Here is an 18,526-nt window from a genome sequence, read left to right as displayed (position 1 = left end):
GAAGCGGGTTTACCATTAACGAATAGTCTTAGTAGTACCGAAAAAATGGCAGAGAAACGCAATATCTTTCTGGTTGGGCCTATGGGTGCCGGCAAAAGCACTATTGGGCGCCAGTTAGCTCAACAACTCAATATGGAATTTTACGATTCTGATCAAGAGATTGAGAAACGAACCGGAGCTGATGTGGGCTGGGTCTTCGATGTAGAAGGCGAAGAGGGTTTCCGTGACCGTGAAGAAAAAGTCATTAATGAACTTACGGAAAAACAGGGCATTGTGCTGGCTACTGGCGGCGGCTCTGTAAAATCTCGCGAAACTCGTAACCGTCTCTCCGCCCGCGGTGTCGTTGTCTATCTTGAAACGACCATCGAAAAACAACTGGCGCGTACGCAGCGTGATAAAAAACGCCCGTTGCTGCAGGTTGAGACGCCTCCACGTGAAGTTCTGGAAGCCCTGGCTGGTGAACGCAATCCGCTGTACGAAGAGATTGCCGACGTCACCATTCGCACAGACGACCAGAGCGCTAAAGTGGTCGCAAACCAGATTATTCATATGCTGGAAAGCAACTGATTCTGGCTTTATATACACTCGCCTGCGGGTAAAAGCATTTAAGGTGGATGTCGCGCTATGGAGAGGATTACAGTCACTCTCGGTGAACGGAGTTACCCTATCACTATCGCGGCTGGTTTGTTTAACGACCCAGCTTCCTTCTTACCACTGAAAGCGGGTGATCAGGCAATGCTGGTCACCAACGAGACTCTGGCTCCGCTTTATCTCGACACCGTGCGTCAGCGCCTTGAACAGGCTGGCGTGAAGGTCGACAGTGTGATTCTGCCTGATGGCGAGCAGTATAAAAGCCTGACGGTACTGGATACCGTCTTTACCGCATTACTGCAAAAACCGCATGGTCGCGATACTACACTGCTGGCGTTAGGCGGCGGTGTTGTTGGCGATCTTACGGGATTTGCTGCGGCAAGCTATCAGCGTGGCGTCCGTTTTATTCAGATTCCTACCACGCTGTTGTCGCAGGTTGACTCTTCTGTTGGCGGCAAAACGGCCGTTAACCATCCGCTTGGCAAAAACATGATTGGCGCGTTCTACCAGCCCGCTTCGGTGGTGGTGGATCTCGACTGTCTGAAAACGCTGCCTCAGCGTGAGCTGGCATCGGGCCTGGCGGAAGTGATCAAGTACGGCATTATTCTCGACGGCGCGTTCTTTAGCTGGCTGGAAGAGAATATGGATGCCTTACTGCGCCTGGACGGTCAGGCGATGGCGTACTGTATTCGCCGCTGCTGTGAGCTGAAAGCAGAAGTCGTGGCCGCAGACGAGCGCGAAACAGGCTTACGTGCTTTACTGAATCTGGGGCACACCTACGGTCATGCTATCGAAGCCGAAATGGGCTACGGTAACTGGCTGCATGGCGAGGCCGTTGCGGCGGGGATGGTGATGGCCGCGCGCACCTCGGAGCGTCTCGGTCAGTTCAGCAAGGCGGATACGCAACGCATTATCACGCTGCTTGAGCGTGCCGGGTTACCGGTGACGGGGCCGCGTGAAATGTCGGCGCAGGCTTACTTGCCGCATATGATGCGTGATAAAAAAGTATTAGCAGGCGAGATGCGTCTGGTGCTCCCGCTTGCGATAGGTAAAAGTGAAGTGCGTGGCGGTGTGCCGCACGATGTCGTTCTTGGCGCTATTGCTGATTGCCAGCAGGCGTAACTATTAGAAAGGTCCGGCTGCGGTAAAATGTAGCCATTTTGCTTCAGGTGATGTGCAAAGTCGTAGGCATAAGCCTTTTAGTGGGGTGTTAAATGGATGAATTCAAACCAGAAGACGAGCTGAAACCCGATCCCAGCGATCGTCGTACTGGTCGTACTCGCCAATCTTCAGAACGTGATAACGAGCCGCAAATTAACTTTGATGAGGTCGATCTCGAAAACGATGATCCTCGTCCTTCGCGTGGCCGTGCTGCTCGCGACGAGCGTGAAGAAGAGGCCTATGAGTCTGAAGATGATTCAGCGGACGAAGCCGCGCCCGTAGAGCGTCGCCCGCGTAAGCGTAAAGCCGCTCCGGCGAAGCCCGCTTCCCGCCAGTACATTATGATGGGTCTGGGTGTGCTGGTCCTGCTGCTGCTGATTATCGGCGTTGGCTCTGCACTCAAAGCCCCGTCGAGCAATCCAGCCGATCAGAACGCCTCTGCTGAGAAGAGCGTCGATCTGTCCGGCAATGCGGCCGATCAGGCCAACGGTACCCAGCCTGCGCCGGGCACGACCTCTGCAGAGCAGACTGCCGGGAATACCCAGCAGGAGATCTCTCTGCCGCCGGTCGCATCCACACCAACGCAGGGCCAGACACCGGCAACCCCGGAAGGTCAGCAGCGTGTCGAAGTGCAGGGCGACCTGAACAATGCGCTGACGCAGCCGCAGAACCAGCAGCAGGTTAACAACGTGGTGGTCAACTCCACGCTGCCGACCGAGCCTGCAACCGTGGCGCCAATTCGTGGTGCATCCGGGCAACAGCAGACGGCGGCGACAGAAACTGCGCCACGTCAGACCAAGCCTGCACAGCATCAGGAACGCAAGCAGACGGTGATTGAGCCGAAGCGTGAAGTGAAGCCGCAGCCAGTAGCCAAAGCGGAAGAGCCGAAAGCGACCGCCCAGCCGAAGCGCAGCGAAACCGTGATCAACGCCCCGGCGAAAGCGCCTGCTGCAACCGCGACAGCACCGAAAGCGACCGCAACGCCAGCCCCGACGGCGACCGCCTCTGCGCCAGCGGCAGCGGCAGCGGCAGCCGCACCTGCGGCCACGGCCAGCACTGGTAAAACCTCAGGCAACGTGAGTTCACTGAAGTCTGCTTCATCCAGCAACTACACGCTGCAGTTGAGCAGTTCTTCCAGCTATGACAACCTCAACAGCTGGGCGAAAAAGTCGAACCTGAAAAACTTTGTTGTCTATGAGACTACCCGTAACGGTCAGCCGTGGTATGTGCTGGTGAGCGGCGTGTATGCTTCGAAAGATGAAGCAAAACGCGCGGTCGCAACGCTGCCAGCTGATGTTCAGGCGAAAAACCCGTGGGCGAAGCCGATCCGTCAGGTTCAGTCCGATTTGAAGTAATCTGTGAAGCGCAGGATGCTGTCGGAGCTTTCTCCACAGCCGGAGAAGGTGTAATCAGTTAGTCAGCATGAAAAAAAATCGCGCTTTTCTGAAATGGGCAGGGGGGAAATACCCCCTGCTCGACGATATTCAAAAACACCTGCCTGCCGGCGAGTGTCTTGTCGAACCCTTTGTGGGCGCGGGCTCGGTATTCCTCAATACCGACTACTCCCGTTATATCCTTGCGGATATCAACAGCGACCTTATCGACCTCTATAACATCGTGAAGCTGCGTACCGACGAGTATGTTGATGAGGCGCGTAAGCTGTTTACCCCAGAGAACAACAACCCGGACGTTTACTACGCGCTCCGCGCTGAGTTTAATCAGAGCCAGGACAGGTTCCGTCGTGCGCTGCTGTTCCTCTACCTTAACCGCCACGGCTACAACGGCCTGTGCCGGTATAATCTGCGTGGACAATTCAACGTGCCCTTTGGTCGCTACAAGCGTCCTTATTTCCCTCAGGCTGAGTTGTACCACTTTGCTGAAAAGGCGCAGAATGCGGAGTTCCATTGCCTCTCGTATGAAGAGTGCATGGAGAAAGCGGACATCGACTCGGTGGTCTACTGCGATCCGCCTTATGCCCCTCTGTCGGCAACGGCGAATTTCACCGCTTATCACACCAACAGCTTCAGCCCTGCCGAGCAGGCGCGTCTGGCAGAAATGGCGGAAAAGCTGGTCAGCAAAAGAATTCCGGTGTTAATTTCGAATCACGACACGCCTGATACCCGCGAATGGTACAAGGCCGCAGATCATTATCAGGTCAAAGTCCGGCGCAGCATCAGCAGCAACGGCGGTACACGTAAAAAGGTGGACGAACTGCTGGCTCTCTATCTACCCTGAGCCGTTTCGCCCGCCGTTAAACAAAGTTCAAGGAGATGCGGATGAAACAGTATTTGATTGCACCCTCAATTCTTTCGGCTGATTTTGCCCGGCTGGGCGAAGATACCGCGAAAGCGCTGGCTGCCGGTGCGGATGTCGTTCATTTCGACGTTATGGATAACCACTATGTGCCTAACCTGACCATCGGCCCGATGGTGCTGAAGGCACTGCGCAACTACGGCGTAACCGCCCCCATTGACGTGCATCTGATGGTGAAGCCGGTCGACCGTATCGTGCCGGATTTTGCCGCCGCGGGCGCCAGCATTATCACCTTCCATCCTGAAGCCTCCGAACACGTTGACCGCACCCTGCAGCTGATTAAAGAGCACGGCTGTAAAGCCGGCCTGGTGTTTAACCCGGCCACGCCGCTGAGCTATCTCGACTACGTGATGGACAAGCTGGACGTGATCCTGCTGATGTCCGTCAACCCGGGCTTTGGCGGTCAGTCTTTCATTCCGCAAACCCTGGATAAGCTGCGTGAAGTGCGTCATCGCATCGACGAATCTGGCTTTGATATCCGTCTCGAAGTGGACGGTGGCGTGAAGGTGAGCAATATCGGCGACATCGCCGCCGCGGGCGCAGACATGTTTGTGGCCGGTTCGGCGATCTTCGATCAGCCGGACTACAAAAAAGTCATTGATGAAATGCGCAGTGAACTGGCGAAGGTAAGTCATGAATAATTTGCAGGCAATTCGGGGCGTTGCGTTTGACCTCGACGGCACGCTGGTGGACAGCGCGCCGGGCTTAACCGCGGCGGTTGACCAGGCGCTGTATGCGCTGGAGCTGCCGGTGGCAGGCGAAGATCGCGTCATAACGTGGATCGGTAACGGGGCAGACGTGCTGATGGAGCGCGCGCTGACCTGGGCGCGTCAGGAACGCGCTATTCAGCGGGCGGCGCAGGGTAAACCTGGCGTCGATCACGCGGATATCCCGCAGGAAGAGCAGATTCGCCTCCTGCGTAAGCTGTTCAACCGTTTCTATGAAGAGACAGTGGAAGAGGGCAGCTTCCTGTTCCCGGACGTGGCCGGTACGCTGAGCGCGCTGCATGCGGAAGGCATGCCACTGGCGCTGGTGACCAACAAGCCGACGGCCTTTGTCGCACCCTTGCTGGAAGCGCTGGATATCGCAAAATACTTCTCGGTGATTGTCGGCGGCGATGACGTGCAGAATAAGAAGCCGCATCCTGAACCGCTGCTAATGGTGGCAGGAAAATTATCCTTAACGCCGGACGCGCTGCTCTTTGTCGGGGATTCGCGCAATGATATTCTGGCGGCCAGGGCTGCAGGTTGCCCGTCCGTTGGCCTGACCTATGGCTATAACTACGGTGAATCCATTACGCTGAGTGAGCCGGACTTCGTCTTCGACCACTTCAAAGATTTACTGCCCGTTCTCGGGCTTTCGCACAGTGAAAATCAGGAATTGAAAAATGACTAAGCCCATCGTATTTAGTGGCGCACAGCCCTCAGGTGAACTGACCATTGGCAACTATATGGGTGCGCTGCGTCAGTGGGTGGGCATGCAGGATGACTATCACTGCATCTACTGCATCGTTGACCAGCACGCCATTACCGTGCGCCAGGATCCGCAGCAGTTGCGTAAAGCGACGCTCGACACCCTTGCGCTGTATCTGGCCTGCGGTATCGATCCTGAGAAAAGCACCATCTTCGTTCAGTCCCACGTGCCGGAACACGCGCAGCTGGGCTGGGCCCTGAACTGCTACACCTATTTCGGCGAGCTGAGCCGTATGACTCAGTTTAAGGATAAATCTTCCCGTTACGCTGAAAACATCAACGCCGGTCTGTTTGACTATCCGGTCCTGATGGCGGCTGACATCCTGCTGTATCAGACCAACCAAGTGCCGGTGGGTGAAGATCAGAAGCAGCACCTGGAGCTGAGCCGCGATATTGCCCAGCGCTTTAATGCGATTTACGGCGACGTCTTCAAGGTGCCTGAGCCGTTCATTCCGAAATCCGGTGCTCGCGTGATGTCCCTGCTCGAGCCGACCAAAAAGATGTCCAAGTCGGACGATAACCGCAACAACGTGATCGGCCTGCTGGAAGATCCAAAAGCGGTGGTCAAGAAGCTCAAGCGTGCGGTCACCGACTCTGACGAGCCGCCTGTGGTGCGTTACGACGTGCAGAATAAAGCGGGCGTTTCTAACCTGCTGGATATTCTCTCTGGCGTCACCGGTCAGAGCATTCCGGAGCTGGAGCAGCACTTCGAAGGCAAAATGTACGGCCATCTGAAAGGTGAAGTGGCGGATGCAGTCTCCGGCATGCTGACCGAGCTGCAGGCGCGCTACAACCAGTTCCGCAACGATGAAGCCTTCCTGCAGAAGGTGATGAAAGACGGCGCCGAGAAAGCCAGCGCGCGCGCCTCCGAAACGCTGAAAGCGGTGTACGAAGCGATTGGGTTTGTGGCGAAGCCGTAGGTAAATGTAAAACGGTAACATGGTTACCGTTTTTAGGGTTTGTACCCTCTCCCTGTGGGAGAGGGCCAGGGTGAGGGCATCAGGCAGCGATGCTCGCACTAATAAAAAAACCGGGGAATCCCCGGTTTTTTTATGCCTGAAAAATGCTTACTGATTTGCTGCCGGGCCACAGCCACCGATGATCTTGGAAATAGAGATCGCCGGATGCAGCAGGTAGTCGTAGCTGCAGTTATTTTTGGTGTTTTGCACGTGGCCGGTGCACGCCGTCAGGGTCGTTAAGATGCCTGCGACCAGGGCAATCTTTGCCAGTTTGAACATAACGCTTCCTTGTCTGTAACATGAGGGAATATATAGAAAATGTGCTTTCGCGGGAGGTATGTTATCGACAGAGGTAAGAGAGGAGTAGTCCATAACAGGACTACTCATTTTGCGGGGAATATGTTCAGTCTGATTTAGTGGTTTGAAAACCAGTTGAGCTGGTCACGCAGCGCAACGACGCGGCCTACTACGATCAGCGCCGGGCTTTCAACCTGCTGCGCCAGATCGCCCAGCTGGGTTAAGACGCCACTGACCACGCGCTGTTTAATCGAGGTTCCGTTCTCCACCAGTGCAACCGGCATTTCCGCCTCCATGCCGTGTTCAAGCAGCTTAGCCTGAATGGTCGCCGCCTGGTTCAGCCCCATATAGAACACCAGGGTCTGTTTCTCTGCGGCCAGGTTATGCCAGTCCAGCTCGCAGCCGGTTTTCAGGTGGCCGGTGACCAGGCGCACGCTCTGGGCGTAGTCACGATGCGTCAGCGGAATGCCGGAATAGGCAGAACAGCCGGAGGCGGCGGTAATGCCCGGCACCACCGAGAACGGAATACCCGCCTCGCACAGGGTCTCCAGCTCCTCGCCGCCGCGCCCGAAGATAAAGGGATCGCCGCCTTTCAGACGCACCACGCGTTTACCCTTTTGCGCTTCACGCAGCAGGATCTGGTTAATCTCTTCCTGGGGTACGCAGTGGTACCCGGCACGTTTGCCAACAAACACCCGATCCGCATCGCGACGCACCAGATTCATGATGTCGTCGGAAACCAGACGGTCATAGATCACGATATCCGCCTGCTGGATCTGCTGCAGCCCTTTCAGGGTTAACAGGCCAGCATCGCCCGGACCTGCGCCCACCAGCACCACTTCGCCCCGGTGATCGAGTGGGGCATTGATCAGCTGCTCGGTGGTTTCATCCACGGCTTTCCGATCCTGATTCGCCAGCGACTGCGCCAGCCGGTCGTTCACGAAGAATTTTTCCCAGAAGCGGCGGCGCTCGCCGACGGTGGCGAACTGCTTTTTCACGCGCGAGCGCAGCTGCCCTGCATAGTGAGCCACCTGGCCCAGATGCTGAGGCAGGATCGCTTCCAGCTTTTCGCGCAGCAGACGCGCCAGCACAGGCGACGTCCCGCCGGAGGAGACGGCGACCATCAGCGGGGAGCGGTCGATAATCGACGGCATAATAAAGCTCGCCTCTTTCGGCGCATCCACCACGTTGCAGAAGATGCGTCGCGCTTCGCAGGCGTCGCTGACGCGTTGGTTAACCGCATCGTCGTCGGTGGCGGCAATGGTCAGCCAGCAGGTATCGAGCAGCGTTTCCTGGAACTCACCCTCGACGAGGGTGAGCATTCCTTCCTGTGCCCACACGGTGAATTGCGGGGCGAAGTCGAGGGCATTGACGGTAAGTCGGGCACCTGCCTCTAACAGCAGGCGGGCTTTGCGTTCAGCGACATCACCACCCCCCACGAGCAGGCAGTCGCGATGGCGTAATTGACAGAATATTGGCAGGTGATCCACGACATTACCTCTTCTTACGGGTTAGCTTTCGCCTGAACGGTTGCGATGGTAGCCGGAGTCGGACGCTCCGCTTTAGGGGTAGCATACCAGTAACCCCAACCCATAAATACAACCCCAGAAAGGGTATTGCCAAGGGTTACCCACAACAGGTTATGGCCGATACCTGACAGCGTATAGGCTTCGCTGTGATGGCCGAACCAGGAGAGCGCGAACAGCGTCATGTTGGCAACGGAGTGTTCGTAGCCGGAGGCGATAAAGGCCAGCAGGCACCACCAGATGGCGATAAATTTCGCAGCACCTTCGGTACGGATTGCCATCCAGATCGCCAGGCAGACCAGCCAGTTACAGAGCGCGCCCTTGAAGAACAGCACCATTGCCGGTGCGGTGGTTTTGGCCAGCGCGACGGTGTGCACGAGGCTGGTATCCACCGGCAGCAGGCTACCGCCGCCCCAGCTGTAGAGCAGGGCAACAAACACCGAGCCTACCAGATTGCCGAGCCAGGTTTGCGGCAGGATCGCCCACATCTGGCCCTGAGTAATGGTGCCCGCCTTGACGCCCAGCGTCAGGAACATGGTGTGACCGGTGAACAGCTCAGAACCGGCGATAATCACCAGCGTCAGGGCGATGCCAAAGGTGGCACCCATCACCAGCGGACGAACGGAGGGATCGAGCAGATTGCCGAGGGTGAAAATTAAAATAATCCCCAACCCGACATAGGCCCCCGCCATGGCGGAGCTGATCCAGAACCCGAGAGGACTGTCTTTACTGAGGCGCGCAATACGCGCAGCGTTAGCCGCACACTTATTGATAGTGTCTGTAAACATGGTTTGATTATCCTGAGTAATGAAAAAGAAAAGCTAAAAAGTAAAGCGTAGGCCGGATAAGAAGCTTGCTTCGCCATCCGGCAATCGCCCGGCGGCGCTGTGCTTGCCGGGCCTACAAAATCAAAATAAAAAAACATAGCGGGGGCGTTGCGCCCCCGTATTAATCAGCCCCGCAGCTGCACCTTGCCGTCTTTGACGCGAACGTCATAGTGCTTCACGGAGTGGCTCTCATCTTCCATGCAGTGGCCGTCGCTCAGGCGGAAACGCTGCTTTTTCAGCGGGCTGGCAACCCACAGCTCGCCCTGATGTTCAGCGATGATCCCGCGGGAGAGTACGCTGGCTTCGAAGAACGGGTCGATATTGCTGATGGCAAAAACCTGTTCGTCGTGGCGCGGACGGAAAATGGCAACCTGCTCATGACCTAACAGCGCGCACACGCCGGTGGCAGGCAGGATCTCGTCGATGTTGCAGATGTTGACCCACTGGCTCATACGTTTTCCTCCACCAGCATGACCGGAATGCGTTCATAAGGTGTCGCCGGGCGATGCTGCTCGCGCTCTGGCACCACCTGCACGCTCGGGTCGCGCTGGGTGCTGTTGATAAAGTGTTTGAAGCGAACCTGTGCCGCCGGGGTGTTGACGGTTTCAGTCCATTCACAAATCACGGCGTCACGCAGGCGCGCCATCTCTTCTTCCAGCGTCGCGTTCAGGCCAAGTTTGTCGTTGATGATGACGGACTTGAGGTAGTCGATGCCGCCTTCCAGGTTATCCAGCCACGGCGCGGTACGGGTCAGTTTGTCCGCAGTACGGATGTAGAACATCATGAAGCGGTCGAGGTACTTGATCAGCGTTTCACGGTCGATATCCGCTGCCAGCAGATCCGCATGACGCGGCTTCATCCCGCCGTTACCACACACGTACAGGTTCCAGCCTTTCTCGGTCGCGATGATACCCACATCTTTACCCTGGGCTTCAGCACATTCACGGGTACAGCCGGAGACGCCGAACTTCATTTTGTGCGGGGTACGGATGCCTTTGTAGCGGTTTTCCAGCTCGACGCCGAAGCCGACGCTGTCGCCCACGCCGTAACGGCACCAGGTGCTGCCCACGCAGGTTTTCGCCATACGTAGCGCTTTGGCATAGGCATGACCGGTTTCGAAGCCGGCTTCAATCAGCTGACGCCAGATTTCCGGCAGGTCGTCTTTCTGCGCGCCGAACAGGCCGATACGCTGGGAACCGGTAATTTTGGTGTACAGGTTAAATTCACGGGCGATACGGCCCACCGCCACCAGACCTTCCGGCGTGATTTCACCCCCGGCAGAGCGTGGGATGACCGAGTAAGTCCCGTCTTTCTGGATGTTGGCCAGGAAGTTGTCGTTGGTGTCCTGCAGCGGGGTATGCTGCGGCTTGAGCACGTACTCATTCCAGCAGGAGGCCAGCAGAGAACCGACGGTTGGTTTGCAGACTTCACACCCGTAACCCTGGCCATGTTTCTGCAGCAGCTCGTCGAAGGATTTGATGCCTTCCACGCGGATCAGGTGGTACAACTCCTGGCGAGAGTAAGCGAAATGCTCGCACAGGTTGTTGTTCACTTCGATACCCTGTTTCGCCAGCTCGGCGTTGAGTACCTGGGTGACCAGCGGGATACAACCGCCGCAGCCGGTACCGGCTTTGGTTTCGGCCTTCAGCGCCGCCACGGTGTGGCAACCTTTGTTGATGGCGGAGATCAGCATGCCTTTGGTGACATCGAAGCAGGAGCAAATCTGCGCGCTGTCGGGCAGTTTATCGACACCAATCGAAGGCTTACCGCTGCCAGCGTGGGCAGGCAGGATCAGCGCGTCCGGGTTTTCCGGCAGTTCAATGGCGTTCAGCACCAGCTGCAGCAGGTTGCCGAAATCGCTGGTATCACCCACCAGCACAGCACCGAGCAGGGTCTTGTTATCCGGGCTGACGATAAGACGTTTATAAACTTCTTTGCTTTCATCGAGATAGACATAGCTGCGGGAGTTTGGCGTGCGACCGTGCGCATCGCCGATACCGCCCACGTCAACGCCCAGCAGCTTCAGCTTGGCGCTCATGTCTGCGCCTTCGAAGGCGTTTTCATTGCCGAGGATATGGTCAACGGCGACCTGCGCCATTTTGTAGCCTGGCGCAACCAGACCGTAGACGTGATTTTCCCAGCTGGCGCACTCGCCGATCGCGTAGATATCCGGATCGGAGGTCTGGCAGGTGGAGTTGATCATGATGCCGCCGCGCTGGGCAACCGCCAGGCCGCACTGGGTGGCCAGCTTGTCGCGCGGGCGAATACCGGTGGAGAAGACGATGAAGTCGACTTCCAGCTCGCTGCCGTCGGCAAAGCGCATGGTTTTACGCGCCTCGGTACCTTCCTGCACGATCTCTTTGGTGTTTTTACTGGTGTGAACTTTCACACCCATGCTCTCAATTTTGCGTTTGAGCTGATCGCCACCCATGTGGTCGAGCTGCTCTGCCATCAGCATCGGGGCAAATTCGATGACGTGGGTTTCAACGCCTAAGTTTTTCAGCGCGCCAGCGGCTTCGAGGCCGAGCAGACCGCCGCCAACCACCGCGCCGCGTTTGCTGCGACGGGCGCAGGATTCGATGGCGTTGAGATCTTCAATGGTGCGATAGACGAAGCAGTCCTGAGTTTCTGACCCTTTGATCGGTGGGATCCACGGGTAAGAGCCAGTCGCCATGATCAGTTTGTCGTAAAAAACCGTGCGTCCCGCACTGGAATGAATCACTTTTTCCTGACGGTTGATAGTGATAGCGCGTTCGCCCACCAGCACCTTCACGCCATGTTTCTCGTAAAAACCTTCGCGCACCAGAGAGAGCTCTTCGGCGGTGTGGTGAGAGAAATAGGAGGAGAGGTGCACGCGGTCGTACGCCTTACGGGGTTCTTCACAGAACACGGTAATCTCGAACTGGGCGGCATCGGCTTTATCAAGAAGATCCTCAATAAAGCGGTGACCGACCATGCCGTTACCGATAATCGCGAGTCTGACTTTGCTCATTTTTGCCTCGATTTCTTTTCTATTACCACCTACCTTAACGATTCAGCAAAGCCGCTTATTGATGCAAATCAAATACGCCTTCACCTACTCCTTAGTGAGTATATTGCTGATTTGTCAGGTTTTTTCTAAGTGGCGGAAATAGCAGGCTTTTCGTGATAGCCGATTTTGTGTACAAATTAGGGCGCTAATCTTTAAAATCCGCTACTCCTTAATTTCAGCCCTCTTTGTCGGGAGAATATGATGTCTACAGCACCGCTTTGGCTTATCCAGAACGTCCGGTTACCGGGTCGGGACGGACTATGGCAGCTGGCTATTGAGAACGGTCGTTTTGGCGAGATCGCCCCGACGGGTGACGGGCACAGCGAGAGCTATGAAGTATTAAACGCGCGCGGGGGGCTGGCCCTTCCGCCGTTTATCGAGCCGCATATTCATCTCGATACCACCCAGACCGCGGGTGAGCCGAACTGGAACCAGTCCGGTACGCTGTTTGAGGGCATCGAACGCTGGGCGGAGCGCAAGGCGCTGCTCAGCCATGAGGATGTCAAAGCCCGGGCGTGGCAGACCCTGAAGTGGCAGATCGCCAACGGCATTCAGTTTGTGCGTACCCATGTGGATGTCTCCGACCCTACCCTTACCGCCCTGAAGGCGATGCTGGAGGTGAAGCAGGAGGTAGCCCCGTGGGTCGAGCTGCAAATCGTTGCCTTCCCGCAGGAGGGGATCCTCTCTTATCCCAACGGTGCCGCTCTGCTGGAGGAGGCGTTACGGCTGGGGGCCGACGTGGTGGGCGCCATCCCGCACTTCGAATTCACCCGCGAGTACGGCGTGCAGTCGCTGCACATCGCCTTTGACCTGGCGAAGAAGTACGACCGGCCGCTGGATATTCACTGCGATGAAATCGACGACGAGCAGTCGCGGTTTGTCGAAACGGTGGCGACGCTGGCGTATGAGGCCGGTATCGGCCCGCGGGTCACCGCCAGCCATACCACCGCGATGCACTCCTACAACGGGGCTTATACCTCGCGGCTGTTCCGTCTGCTGAAGCTCTCCGGGATTAACTTTGTGGCCAATCCGCTGGTGAATATTCATCTGCAGGGGCGCTTTGACGACTATCCAAAGCGGCGGGGCATCACCCGCGTGAAGGAGCTGCTGGAGGCGGGGATTAACGTCTGCTTCGGCCATGACGACGTGTTTGACCCCTGGTATCCGCTGGGCACCGGCAATATGCTTCAGGTCCTGCATATGGGGCTGCACGTCTGCCAGATGATGGGCTATCAGCAGATCGACAGCGGTCTTGACCTGATCACTCACAACAGCGCGCGTACTTTTGGCCTGAGCGATTACGGTATCGAAACGGGCAACCCGGCTAACCTGGTGATCCTGCCTGCGGAGACGGGCTTTGATGCGGTGCGGTGTCAGGTGCCGGTACGCTGGTCGATTCGTCAGGGGAGGGTGATTGCCACCACGCAGCTGGCGCAGACGTGGATCCAGATGGATAACGGGGGAGAAGAGGTGAGCTTTACCCGAAACAGCCCCTCTGCACGAAGCGAAGGGGCGTGAGGGATTAGTGAGACGCTGCCGCGGTGTTGTGCTGGCGGTGGCGGGTCACGAAGCCCAGCACCAGACACATCACGAACACTACAGCATAGAGGCCGTTAGCGGTGTGTAACGCCGCCAGCGGGCCGCTGTGGGCCACAATCGGGCCAGTGACCACGAAGGTCAGCATGGTGCCGATGGTGCCGCAGGTCAGCACGAAGTTAACCAGTTTTGGCGAGGCGACTTTGGTCTGCAGGGAGCCCAGGGTAATGATCGAGGTGTAAATGGCGCTGGAGAAGAAGCCCAGCGTCAGGATAAACCACGGCATATGTTCCGGCGAACCGTTGATGAACAGGTACATCAGCACGGTGGCGGCGCCGGCCAGCACGGTGAGGATCCGCTGCAAGTCGAAGAAACGCAGGATAAAGCTGAACGCCCACATGCCGAACATATACGACATCCAGAAATCACTCACCAGCTGACCAGCATCGTTCAGGCTCATTCCCAGACCTTTGGCATACTCCGGCACCCAGGAGATAAAGCCCAGCTGGCCGAGGATGTAGCACAGGGCGGCAACGGAGAGGAACAGCACGCCGATACCCCACTTCTCTTTCACCACCGTCTCGTGGGTGGTCTGGGCTTTTTTGCCGAGCACCGGGAAGTCACAGCCGAAGGTCAGGACAAAAATCGCCACATAGACCAGGCCGATGCAGGCGTAAACCCAGTACCACTCAATGCTGCGGGCCAGCAGCGCCGCGGCCACCATCGGGAAAATCATCCCTGCCATGCTGAAGAAGGAGTCGGTGAACAGCAGACGCGCGCCGCGCTGACGACCTTCATACATGTGGGTAATAAGGAACGTACCGATGGACATGGTGATCCCGCTGACCAGCCCGAGTACAAACATGGCGGCAGAGAACAGGGCGATGCTGTGGCTGAGCATCAGGCCCGCCACCGCGGCAACCATCAGCACAAAGCCGAAACGCAGCTGCGTTTTCAGGGGAACGATTTCCATCAGCCAGGCGTTCAGGAAGATGGAGATCAGGATCCCGGCATTCAGGAAGGTGAAGGTGTTACTCATGCTGGAAACGGGCAGGTTGAAATAATCTGCGATATTTCCCATCACCATCCCGGTGACGATCACCAACGCACCGGTAAGGGCGTAGGAGAAGAAGCTGATCCATGTGAGCTTGATACGATTGCTGTTAGTCATGACTGGCCTGTGAATAGAAAGGTAAAGCGCGCTAAGGGCGCTGCAAGCGGCCAGATTTTAAGTGTGAATGTGATCTAATTAAATCTTTTATGATTAATTAAACGAAAATTGCAGTTTTTAGTGTGATTTAGATCACGTTAAAGTCCGTGGTGTCAGTTTGCCCGACGGTTACATCTGTTTCAAATGCGTAAAATTAGGTAAATGGCTGGCCTGGATTCATACTGCTCTTTAGAATCAAGCCATTCGCTTTCTTTACTGCGCTTTGTTAAGGAATTCTCATGCTCAAATCAACCCTGGCGGCTGTTGCGGCTGTACTCGCGCTCTCAGCCCTCTCTCCTGCTGCGCTGGCAGCCAAAGGAGACCCGCACGTTCTGTTGACCACCTCTGCCGGTAACATTGAGCTGGAACTGAACAGTCAGAAAGCCCCCGTTTCGGTGAAAAACTTCCTCGATTATGTGAACAGCGGTTTTTACAACGGCACCACCTTCCACCGCGTGATCCCGGGCTTTATGCTGCAGGGCGGTGGCTTCAACGAGCAGATGCAGCAGAAACAGCCGAACCCGCCAATCAAGAACGAAGCGGATAACGGCCTGCGCAACAGCCGCGGCACTATCTCCATGGCGCGTACTGCCGATAAAGACAGCGCCACCAGCCAGTTCTTCCTCAACGTGGCGGATAACGCCTTCCTCGACCACGGCCAGCGTGATTTTGGCTATGCGGTATTTGGTAAAGTTGTGAAAGGCATGGATGTGGCCGATAAAATCTCTCAGGTACAGACTCACGACGTCGGTCCTTACCAGAATGTGCCGACAAAACCGGTAGTTATCCTCTCTGCGAAAGTCCTGCCTTAATCCCTGATAGCGCGGGCAGCCATTGTCCGCGTTGCCTTTACCTTCCTGCGAAACCGCAGTTTGCTGCTTATACTTGTGGCAACACGAGCACAACCAGGGAGGTAACAGGTGAAAAAACTCACTGAAAAACAAAAATCCCGTCTTTGGGAACAGCAGCGAAACACGAATTTCCAGGCCAGCCGCCGCCTTGAAGGGGTCGACAGTCCGTTAGTCACGCTCAGCGCAGAAGAGGCGCAGCTTCGTCTTGAGGAATTAGGGAGGCAGCATGAGCGATAAATACGGCAACGATCGCGACCCTTATCTCTACCCGGAACTGAACGTGATGCGTAACCGGCTGGGCATTCGTCAGGCCGAACGCCTTGCGCAGGCGGCCTATGAATTTACCGCGCTGCGTGCCGCCACCCTGAGCCTCGGGCCGCTGTTACGCGGTCTGCCGCACCTGTGCGCCATCCATCAGCATCTCTACCAGGATATTTTCGACTGGGCGGGAGATATTCGTGAAATGGATATTTATCAGGGGGATACCCGGTTCTGCCACTTCGCCTATATCGAAAAAGAGGGCAATGCCCTGATGCAGGATCTGGAGGAAGAGGGATATCTCGTCGGGCTGGAGAAAGCGGATTTTATTAACCGCCTCAGCCACTACTATTGCGAAATCAACGTCCTGCATCCGTTCCGCATCGGTAACGGCATTGTTCAGCGCATCTTCTTTGAACAGCTGGCGATCCATGCCGGGTATCAGCTCGACTGGCGCGGTATCGACCCGGAGGCGTGGGCGCAGGCCAACCAGAGCGGTGCGATGGGCGATCTGAGCGCGCTGAACACAATCTTCAGCAAAGTGGTAAGCGAAGCCCGGGAAACTGAGTAGAATAGGGCGGCCATTTTTTCGGGAGCCGCCATGATTCTGCTGATTGATAACTACGATTCCTTCACCTGGAACCTGTACCAGTATTTTTGCGAGCTGGGGGCGGAGGTGGTGGTCCGGCGCAACGATGTGCTCTCTCTGGAGGATGTCGCGGCGCTGAACCCGCAAAAAATCGTCATCTCTCCCGGACCCTGCACGCCGGATGAATCCGGGATCTCGCTGGCGGTGATCCAGCACTATGCCGGGAGGTTGCCGATCCTCGGCGTCTGTCTCGGACATCAGGCCATCGCCCAGGTCTTTGGCGCGACCATTGTCCGTGCCGCCAAAGTGATGCACGGTAAAACCTCTCCCGTCACGCACACCGGTACGGGGGTCTTCTCGGGCTTGAATAATCCCCTGACCGTGACCCGCTATCACTCCCTTGTTATTGATCCGCCTACCTTACCCGACTGCTTTGAAGTCACCGCCTGGAGCGAGACCCGGGAGATCATGGGTATCCGCCACCGGGAATGGGATCTGGAAGGAGTGCAGTTCCACCCGGAAAGCATTCTCAGCGAGCAGGGCCACCAGCTGCTGGCTAATTTCCTCCATCGTTGATTTTTAGTTGCCATAAAGTGATTTTTTAAGCATATTTCGTGATTATATTTTCACTTCTGCTTCTTGCTTAAAAAAGGGTGGGGTTACATGGCAACTGAACAATCTGCAATTACGCGCGCAACATTCGATGAAGTTATCCTGCCAATTTATGCACCGGCCGAGTTTATCCCGGTGAAGGGGAAAGGCAGCCGCGTCTGGGATCAGCAGGGTAAAGAGTACATTGATTTTGCGGGCGGCATTGCGGTGACGGCGTTAGGCCACTGCCACCCGGCGCTGGTCGAGGCGCTCAAAACTCAGGGCGAAACCCTGTGGCACACCAGCAACGTCTTTACCAACGAACCCGCGCTGCGTCTGGGGCGTAAAATTATCGACGCCACCTTTGCCGAGCGTGTGCTGTTTATGAACTCCGGCACCGAAGCCAACGAAACGGCCTTTAAGCTGGCACGCTACTACGCTTCCACCCGCCACAGCCCGTTTAAAACCAAAATCATCGCCTTCCACAACGCCTTCCATGGCCGTTCGCTGTTTACCGTGACCGTGGGCGGTCAGCCAAAATATTCCGATGGCTTTGGCCCAAAACCGGCCGACATTATTCACGTCCCGTTTAACGATCTGCATGCGGTGAAAGCGGTGATGGACGATCACACCTGCGCGGTGGTGGTGGAGCCAATTCAGGGTGAAGGCGGCGTAATGGCGGCGACCCCGGAATTCCTGCAGGGGCTGCGCGAGCTGTGCGATCAGCACCAGGCCCTGCTGGTGTTTGATGAAGTACAGAGCGGCATGGGCCGTACCGGGGATCTGTTTGCCTACATGCACTATGGCGTCACGCCGGACATCCTCACCAGCGCCAAAGCGCTCGGCGGCGGTTTCCCGGTCAGCGCGGTGCTCACCACCCAGGATATCGCCTCGGCGTTCCACGTGGGCTCTCACGGCTCCACCTACGGCGGTAATCCGCTGGCCTGTGCGGTAGCCGGCGCGGCCTTCGACATCATCAATACGCCGGAGGTGCTGAGCGGCGTCAACACGAAGCGCGAGCAGTTTGTGAAGCACCTCCAGCAGATCGATGCCGAATATGATGTCTTCAGCGATATTCGCGGCATGGGGCTGTTGATTGGTGCCGAGCTGAAGCCGCAATACAAAGGCCGGGCGCGTGATTTCCTCTACGCCGCCGCCAGTGAAGGGGCGATGGTGCTTAACGCCGGACCGGACGTGATGCGCTTTGCACCGTCGCTGCTGGTGGAGAGCGAGGATATCGACGAAGGGATGAACCGCTTTGCGCAGGCGGTTAAGCGCGTGGTTCAGGCGTAGGCCCGTGCAAGCGTAGCGCCG

At 56.7% G+C, this 18,526-nt stretch carries 19 protein-coding genes; 13 read left to right on the top strand and 6 right to left on the bottom strand.

Annotation, left to right across the window (positions count from 1 at the left end; all coding sequences use genetic code 11):
• The first annotated feature begins 45 nt into the window (after window positions 1-45).
• The 7 genes from aroK (at window position 46) to trpS (ending at window position 6,457) form a co-directional block, all read left to right on the top strand.
• Window positions 46-567 carry a shikimate kinase AroK gene (gene aroK, locus V7Q49_RS14580; RefSeq protein WP_010436374.1) on the top strand — a complete coding sequence of 174 codons (522 nt, stop codon included), beginning with the start codon at window positions 46-48 and terminating at the stop codon, window positions 565-567.
• Between the two features lie 57 nt (window positions 568-624).
• Complete coding sequence (gene aroB, locus V7Q49_RS14575) at window positions 625-1,713, top strand: 3-dehydroquinate synthase (RefSeq protein ID WP_333853017.1); 1,089 nt, start codon at window positions 625-627, stop codon at window positions 1,711-1,713.
• Between the two features lie 92 nt (window positions 1,714-1,805).
• A complete protein-coding gene (gene damX / locus V7Q49_RS14570; RefSeq protein WP_333853015.1) occupies window positions 1,806-3,107 on the top strand; it encodes a cell division protein DamX in 1,302 nt (433 codons plus the stop codon).
• A 67-nt stretch (window positions 3,108-3,174) separates the two neighbouring features.
• A complete protein-coding gene (gene dam / locus V7Q49_RS14565) occupies window positions 3,175-3,987 on the top strand; it encodes an adenine-specific DNA-methyltransferase (RefSeq protein ID WP_333853013.1) in 813 nt (270 codons plus the stop codon).
• 41 nt (window positions 3,988-4,028) lie between these two features.
• Complete coding sequence (gene rpe / locus V7Q49_RS14560; protein ID WP_333853011.1) at window positions 4,029-4,706, top strand: ribulose-phosphate 3-epimerase; 678 nt, start codon at window positions 4,029-4,031, stop codon at window positions 4,704-4,706.
• On the top strand, window positions 4,699-5,460 hold the full coding sequence (gph, locus tag V7Q49_RS14555; protein WP_333853009.1) for a phosphoglycolate phosphatase: 762 nt from the start codon (window positions 4,699-4,701) through the stop codon (window positions 5,458-5,460). Before rpe ends, gph begins: the two co-directional genes overlap by 8 nt.
• Window positions 5,453-6,457, top strand: coding sequence for a tryptophan--tRNA ligase (gene trpS, locus V7Q49_RS14550; RefSeq protein ID WP_262671518.1), 1,005 nt, complete (start codon window positions 5,453-5,455; stop codon window positions 6,455-6,457). Before gph ends, trpS begins: the two co-directional genes overlap by 8 nt.
• 147 nt (window positions 6,458-6,604) lie before the next feature.
• On the opposite strand, the gene V7Q49_RS14545 is transcribed toward trpS, so the two are convergent.
• The 5 genes from V7Q49_RS14545 to nirB form a co-directional block, all read right to left on the bottom strand.
• Window positions 6,605-6,775, bottom strand: coding sequence for a YhfL family protein (locus V7Q49_RS14545; RefSeq protein ID WP_032614785.1), 171 nt, complete (start codon window positions 6,773-6,775; stop codon window positions 6,605-6,607).
• Window positions 6,776-6,909: 134 nt separating this feature from the next.
• The gene (gene cysG / locus V7Q49_RS14540) at window positions 6,910-8,283 is read right to left on the bottom strand and encodes a siroheme synthase CysG (protein WP_333853007.1); all 1,374 of its coding nucleotides are present in this window, start codon (window positions 8,281-8,283) and stop codon (window positions 6,910-6,912) included.
• A 14-nt stretch (window positions 8,284-8,297) separates the two neighbouring features.
• Window positions 8,298-9,107, bottom strand: a complete 810-nt coding sequence (gene nirC, locus V7Q49_RS14535) for a nitrite transporter NirC (RefSeq protein ID WP_333853005.1) — start codon at window positions 9,105-9,107, stop codon at window positions 8,298-8,300.
• Between the two features lie 164 nt (window positions 9,108-9,271).
• The gene (gene nirD, locus V7Q49_RS14530; protein ID WP_250586402.1) at window positions 9,272-9,598 is read right to left on the bottom strand and encodes a nitrite reductase small subunit NirD; all 327 of its coding nucleotides are present in this window, start codon (window positions 9,596-9,598) and stop codon (window positions 9,272-9,274) included.
• Window positions 9,595-12,138: a nitrite reductase large subunit NirB gene (gene nirB / locus V7Q49_RS14525; RefSeq protein WP_333853001.1), complete on the bottom strand. Its 2,544-nt coding sequence runs from the start codon at window positions 12,136-12,138 to the stop codon at window positions 9,595-9,597. The genes nirD and nirB overlap by 4 nt, the downstream gene beginning before the upstream one ends.
• A gap of 240 nt (window positions 12,139-12,378) precedes the next feature.
• Here nirB and V7Q49_RS14520 point away from each other — a divergent pair, with 240 nt between their 5' ends.
• The gene (locus tag V7Q49_RS14520; RefSeq protein WP_333852999.1) at window positions 12,379-13,695 is read left to right on the top strand and encodes a cytosine deaminase; all 1,317 of its coding nucleotides are present in this window, start codon (window positions 12,379-12,381) and stop codon (window positions 13,693-13,695) included.
• A 4-nt stretch (window positions 13,696-13,699) separates the two neighbouring features.
• Here the strand turns inward: V7Q49_RS14520 and tsgA are convergent, their stop codons facing one another.
• Window positions 13,700-14,884, bottom strand: coding sequence for an MFS transporter TsgA (tsgA, locus tag V7Q49_RS14515; protein WP_333852997.1), 1,185 nt, complete (start codon window positions 14,882-14,884; stop codon window positions 13,700-13,702).
• A 278-nt stretch (window positions 14,885-15,162) separates the two neighbouring features.
• On the opposite strand from tsgA, the gene ppiA reads away from it, so the two are divergent.
• The 5 genes from ppiA (at window position 15,163) to argD (ending at window position 18,505) form a co-directional block, all read left to right on the top strand.
• Complete coding sequence (ppiA, locus tag V7Q49_RS14510) at window positions 15,163-15,735, top strand: peptidylprolyl isomerase A (RefSeq protein ID WP_032614775.1); 573 nt, start codon at window positions 15,163-15,165, stop codon at window positions 15,733-15,735.
• A gap of 108 nt (window positions 15,736-15,843) precedes the next feature.
• Window positions 15,844-16,011: a YhfG family protein gene (locus V7Q49_RS14505; protein ID WP_333852994.1), complete on the top strand. Its 168-nt coding sequence runs from the start codon at window positions 15,844-15,846 to the stop codon at window positions 16,009-16,011.
• Window positions 16,001-16,603 (top strand): putative adenosine monophosphate-protein transferase Fic, encoded by a 603-nt coding sequence (locus tag V7Q49_RS14500; protein WP_059307058.1) that lies wholly within the window; start codon window positions 16,001-16,003, stop codon window positions 16,601-16,603. Before V7Q49_RS14505 ends, V7Q49_RS14500 begins: the two co-directional genes overlap by 11 nt.
• Window positions 16,604-16,633: 30 nt before the next feature.
• Window positions 16,634-17,197, top strand: coding sequence for an aminodeoxychorismate synthase component 2 (gene pabA, locus V7Q49_RS14495; protein WP_333852992.1), 564 nt, complete (start codon window positions 16,634-16,636; stop codon window positions 17,195-17,197).
• Window positions 17,198-17,284: 87 nt separating this feature from the next.
• Window positions 17,285-18,505 (top strand): bifunctional acetylornithine/succinyldiaminopimelate transaminase, encoded by a 1,221-nt coding sequence (gene argD, locus V7Q49_RS14490; RefSeq protein ID WP_333852990.1) that lies wholly within the window; start codon window positions 17,285-17,287, stop codon window positions 18,503-18,505.
• Window positions 18,506-18,526 lie beyond the last annotated feature (21 nt).

This window comes from Leclercia sp. (genome assembly GCF_036780805.1).
Classification (GTDB): Bacteria; Pseudomonadota; Gammaproteobacteria; order Enterobacterales; family Enterobacteriaceae; genus Enterobacter.
This window is presented reverse-complemented; position numbering and strand designations above follow the sequence as displayed.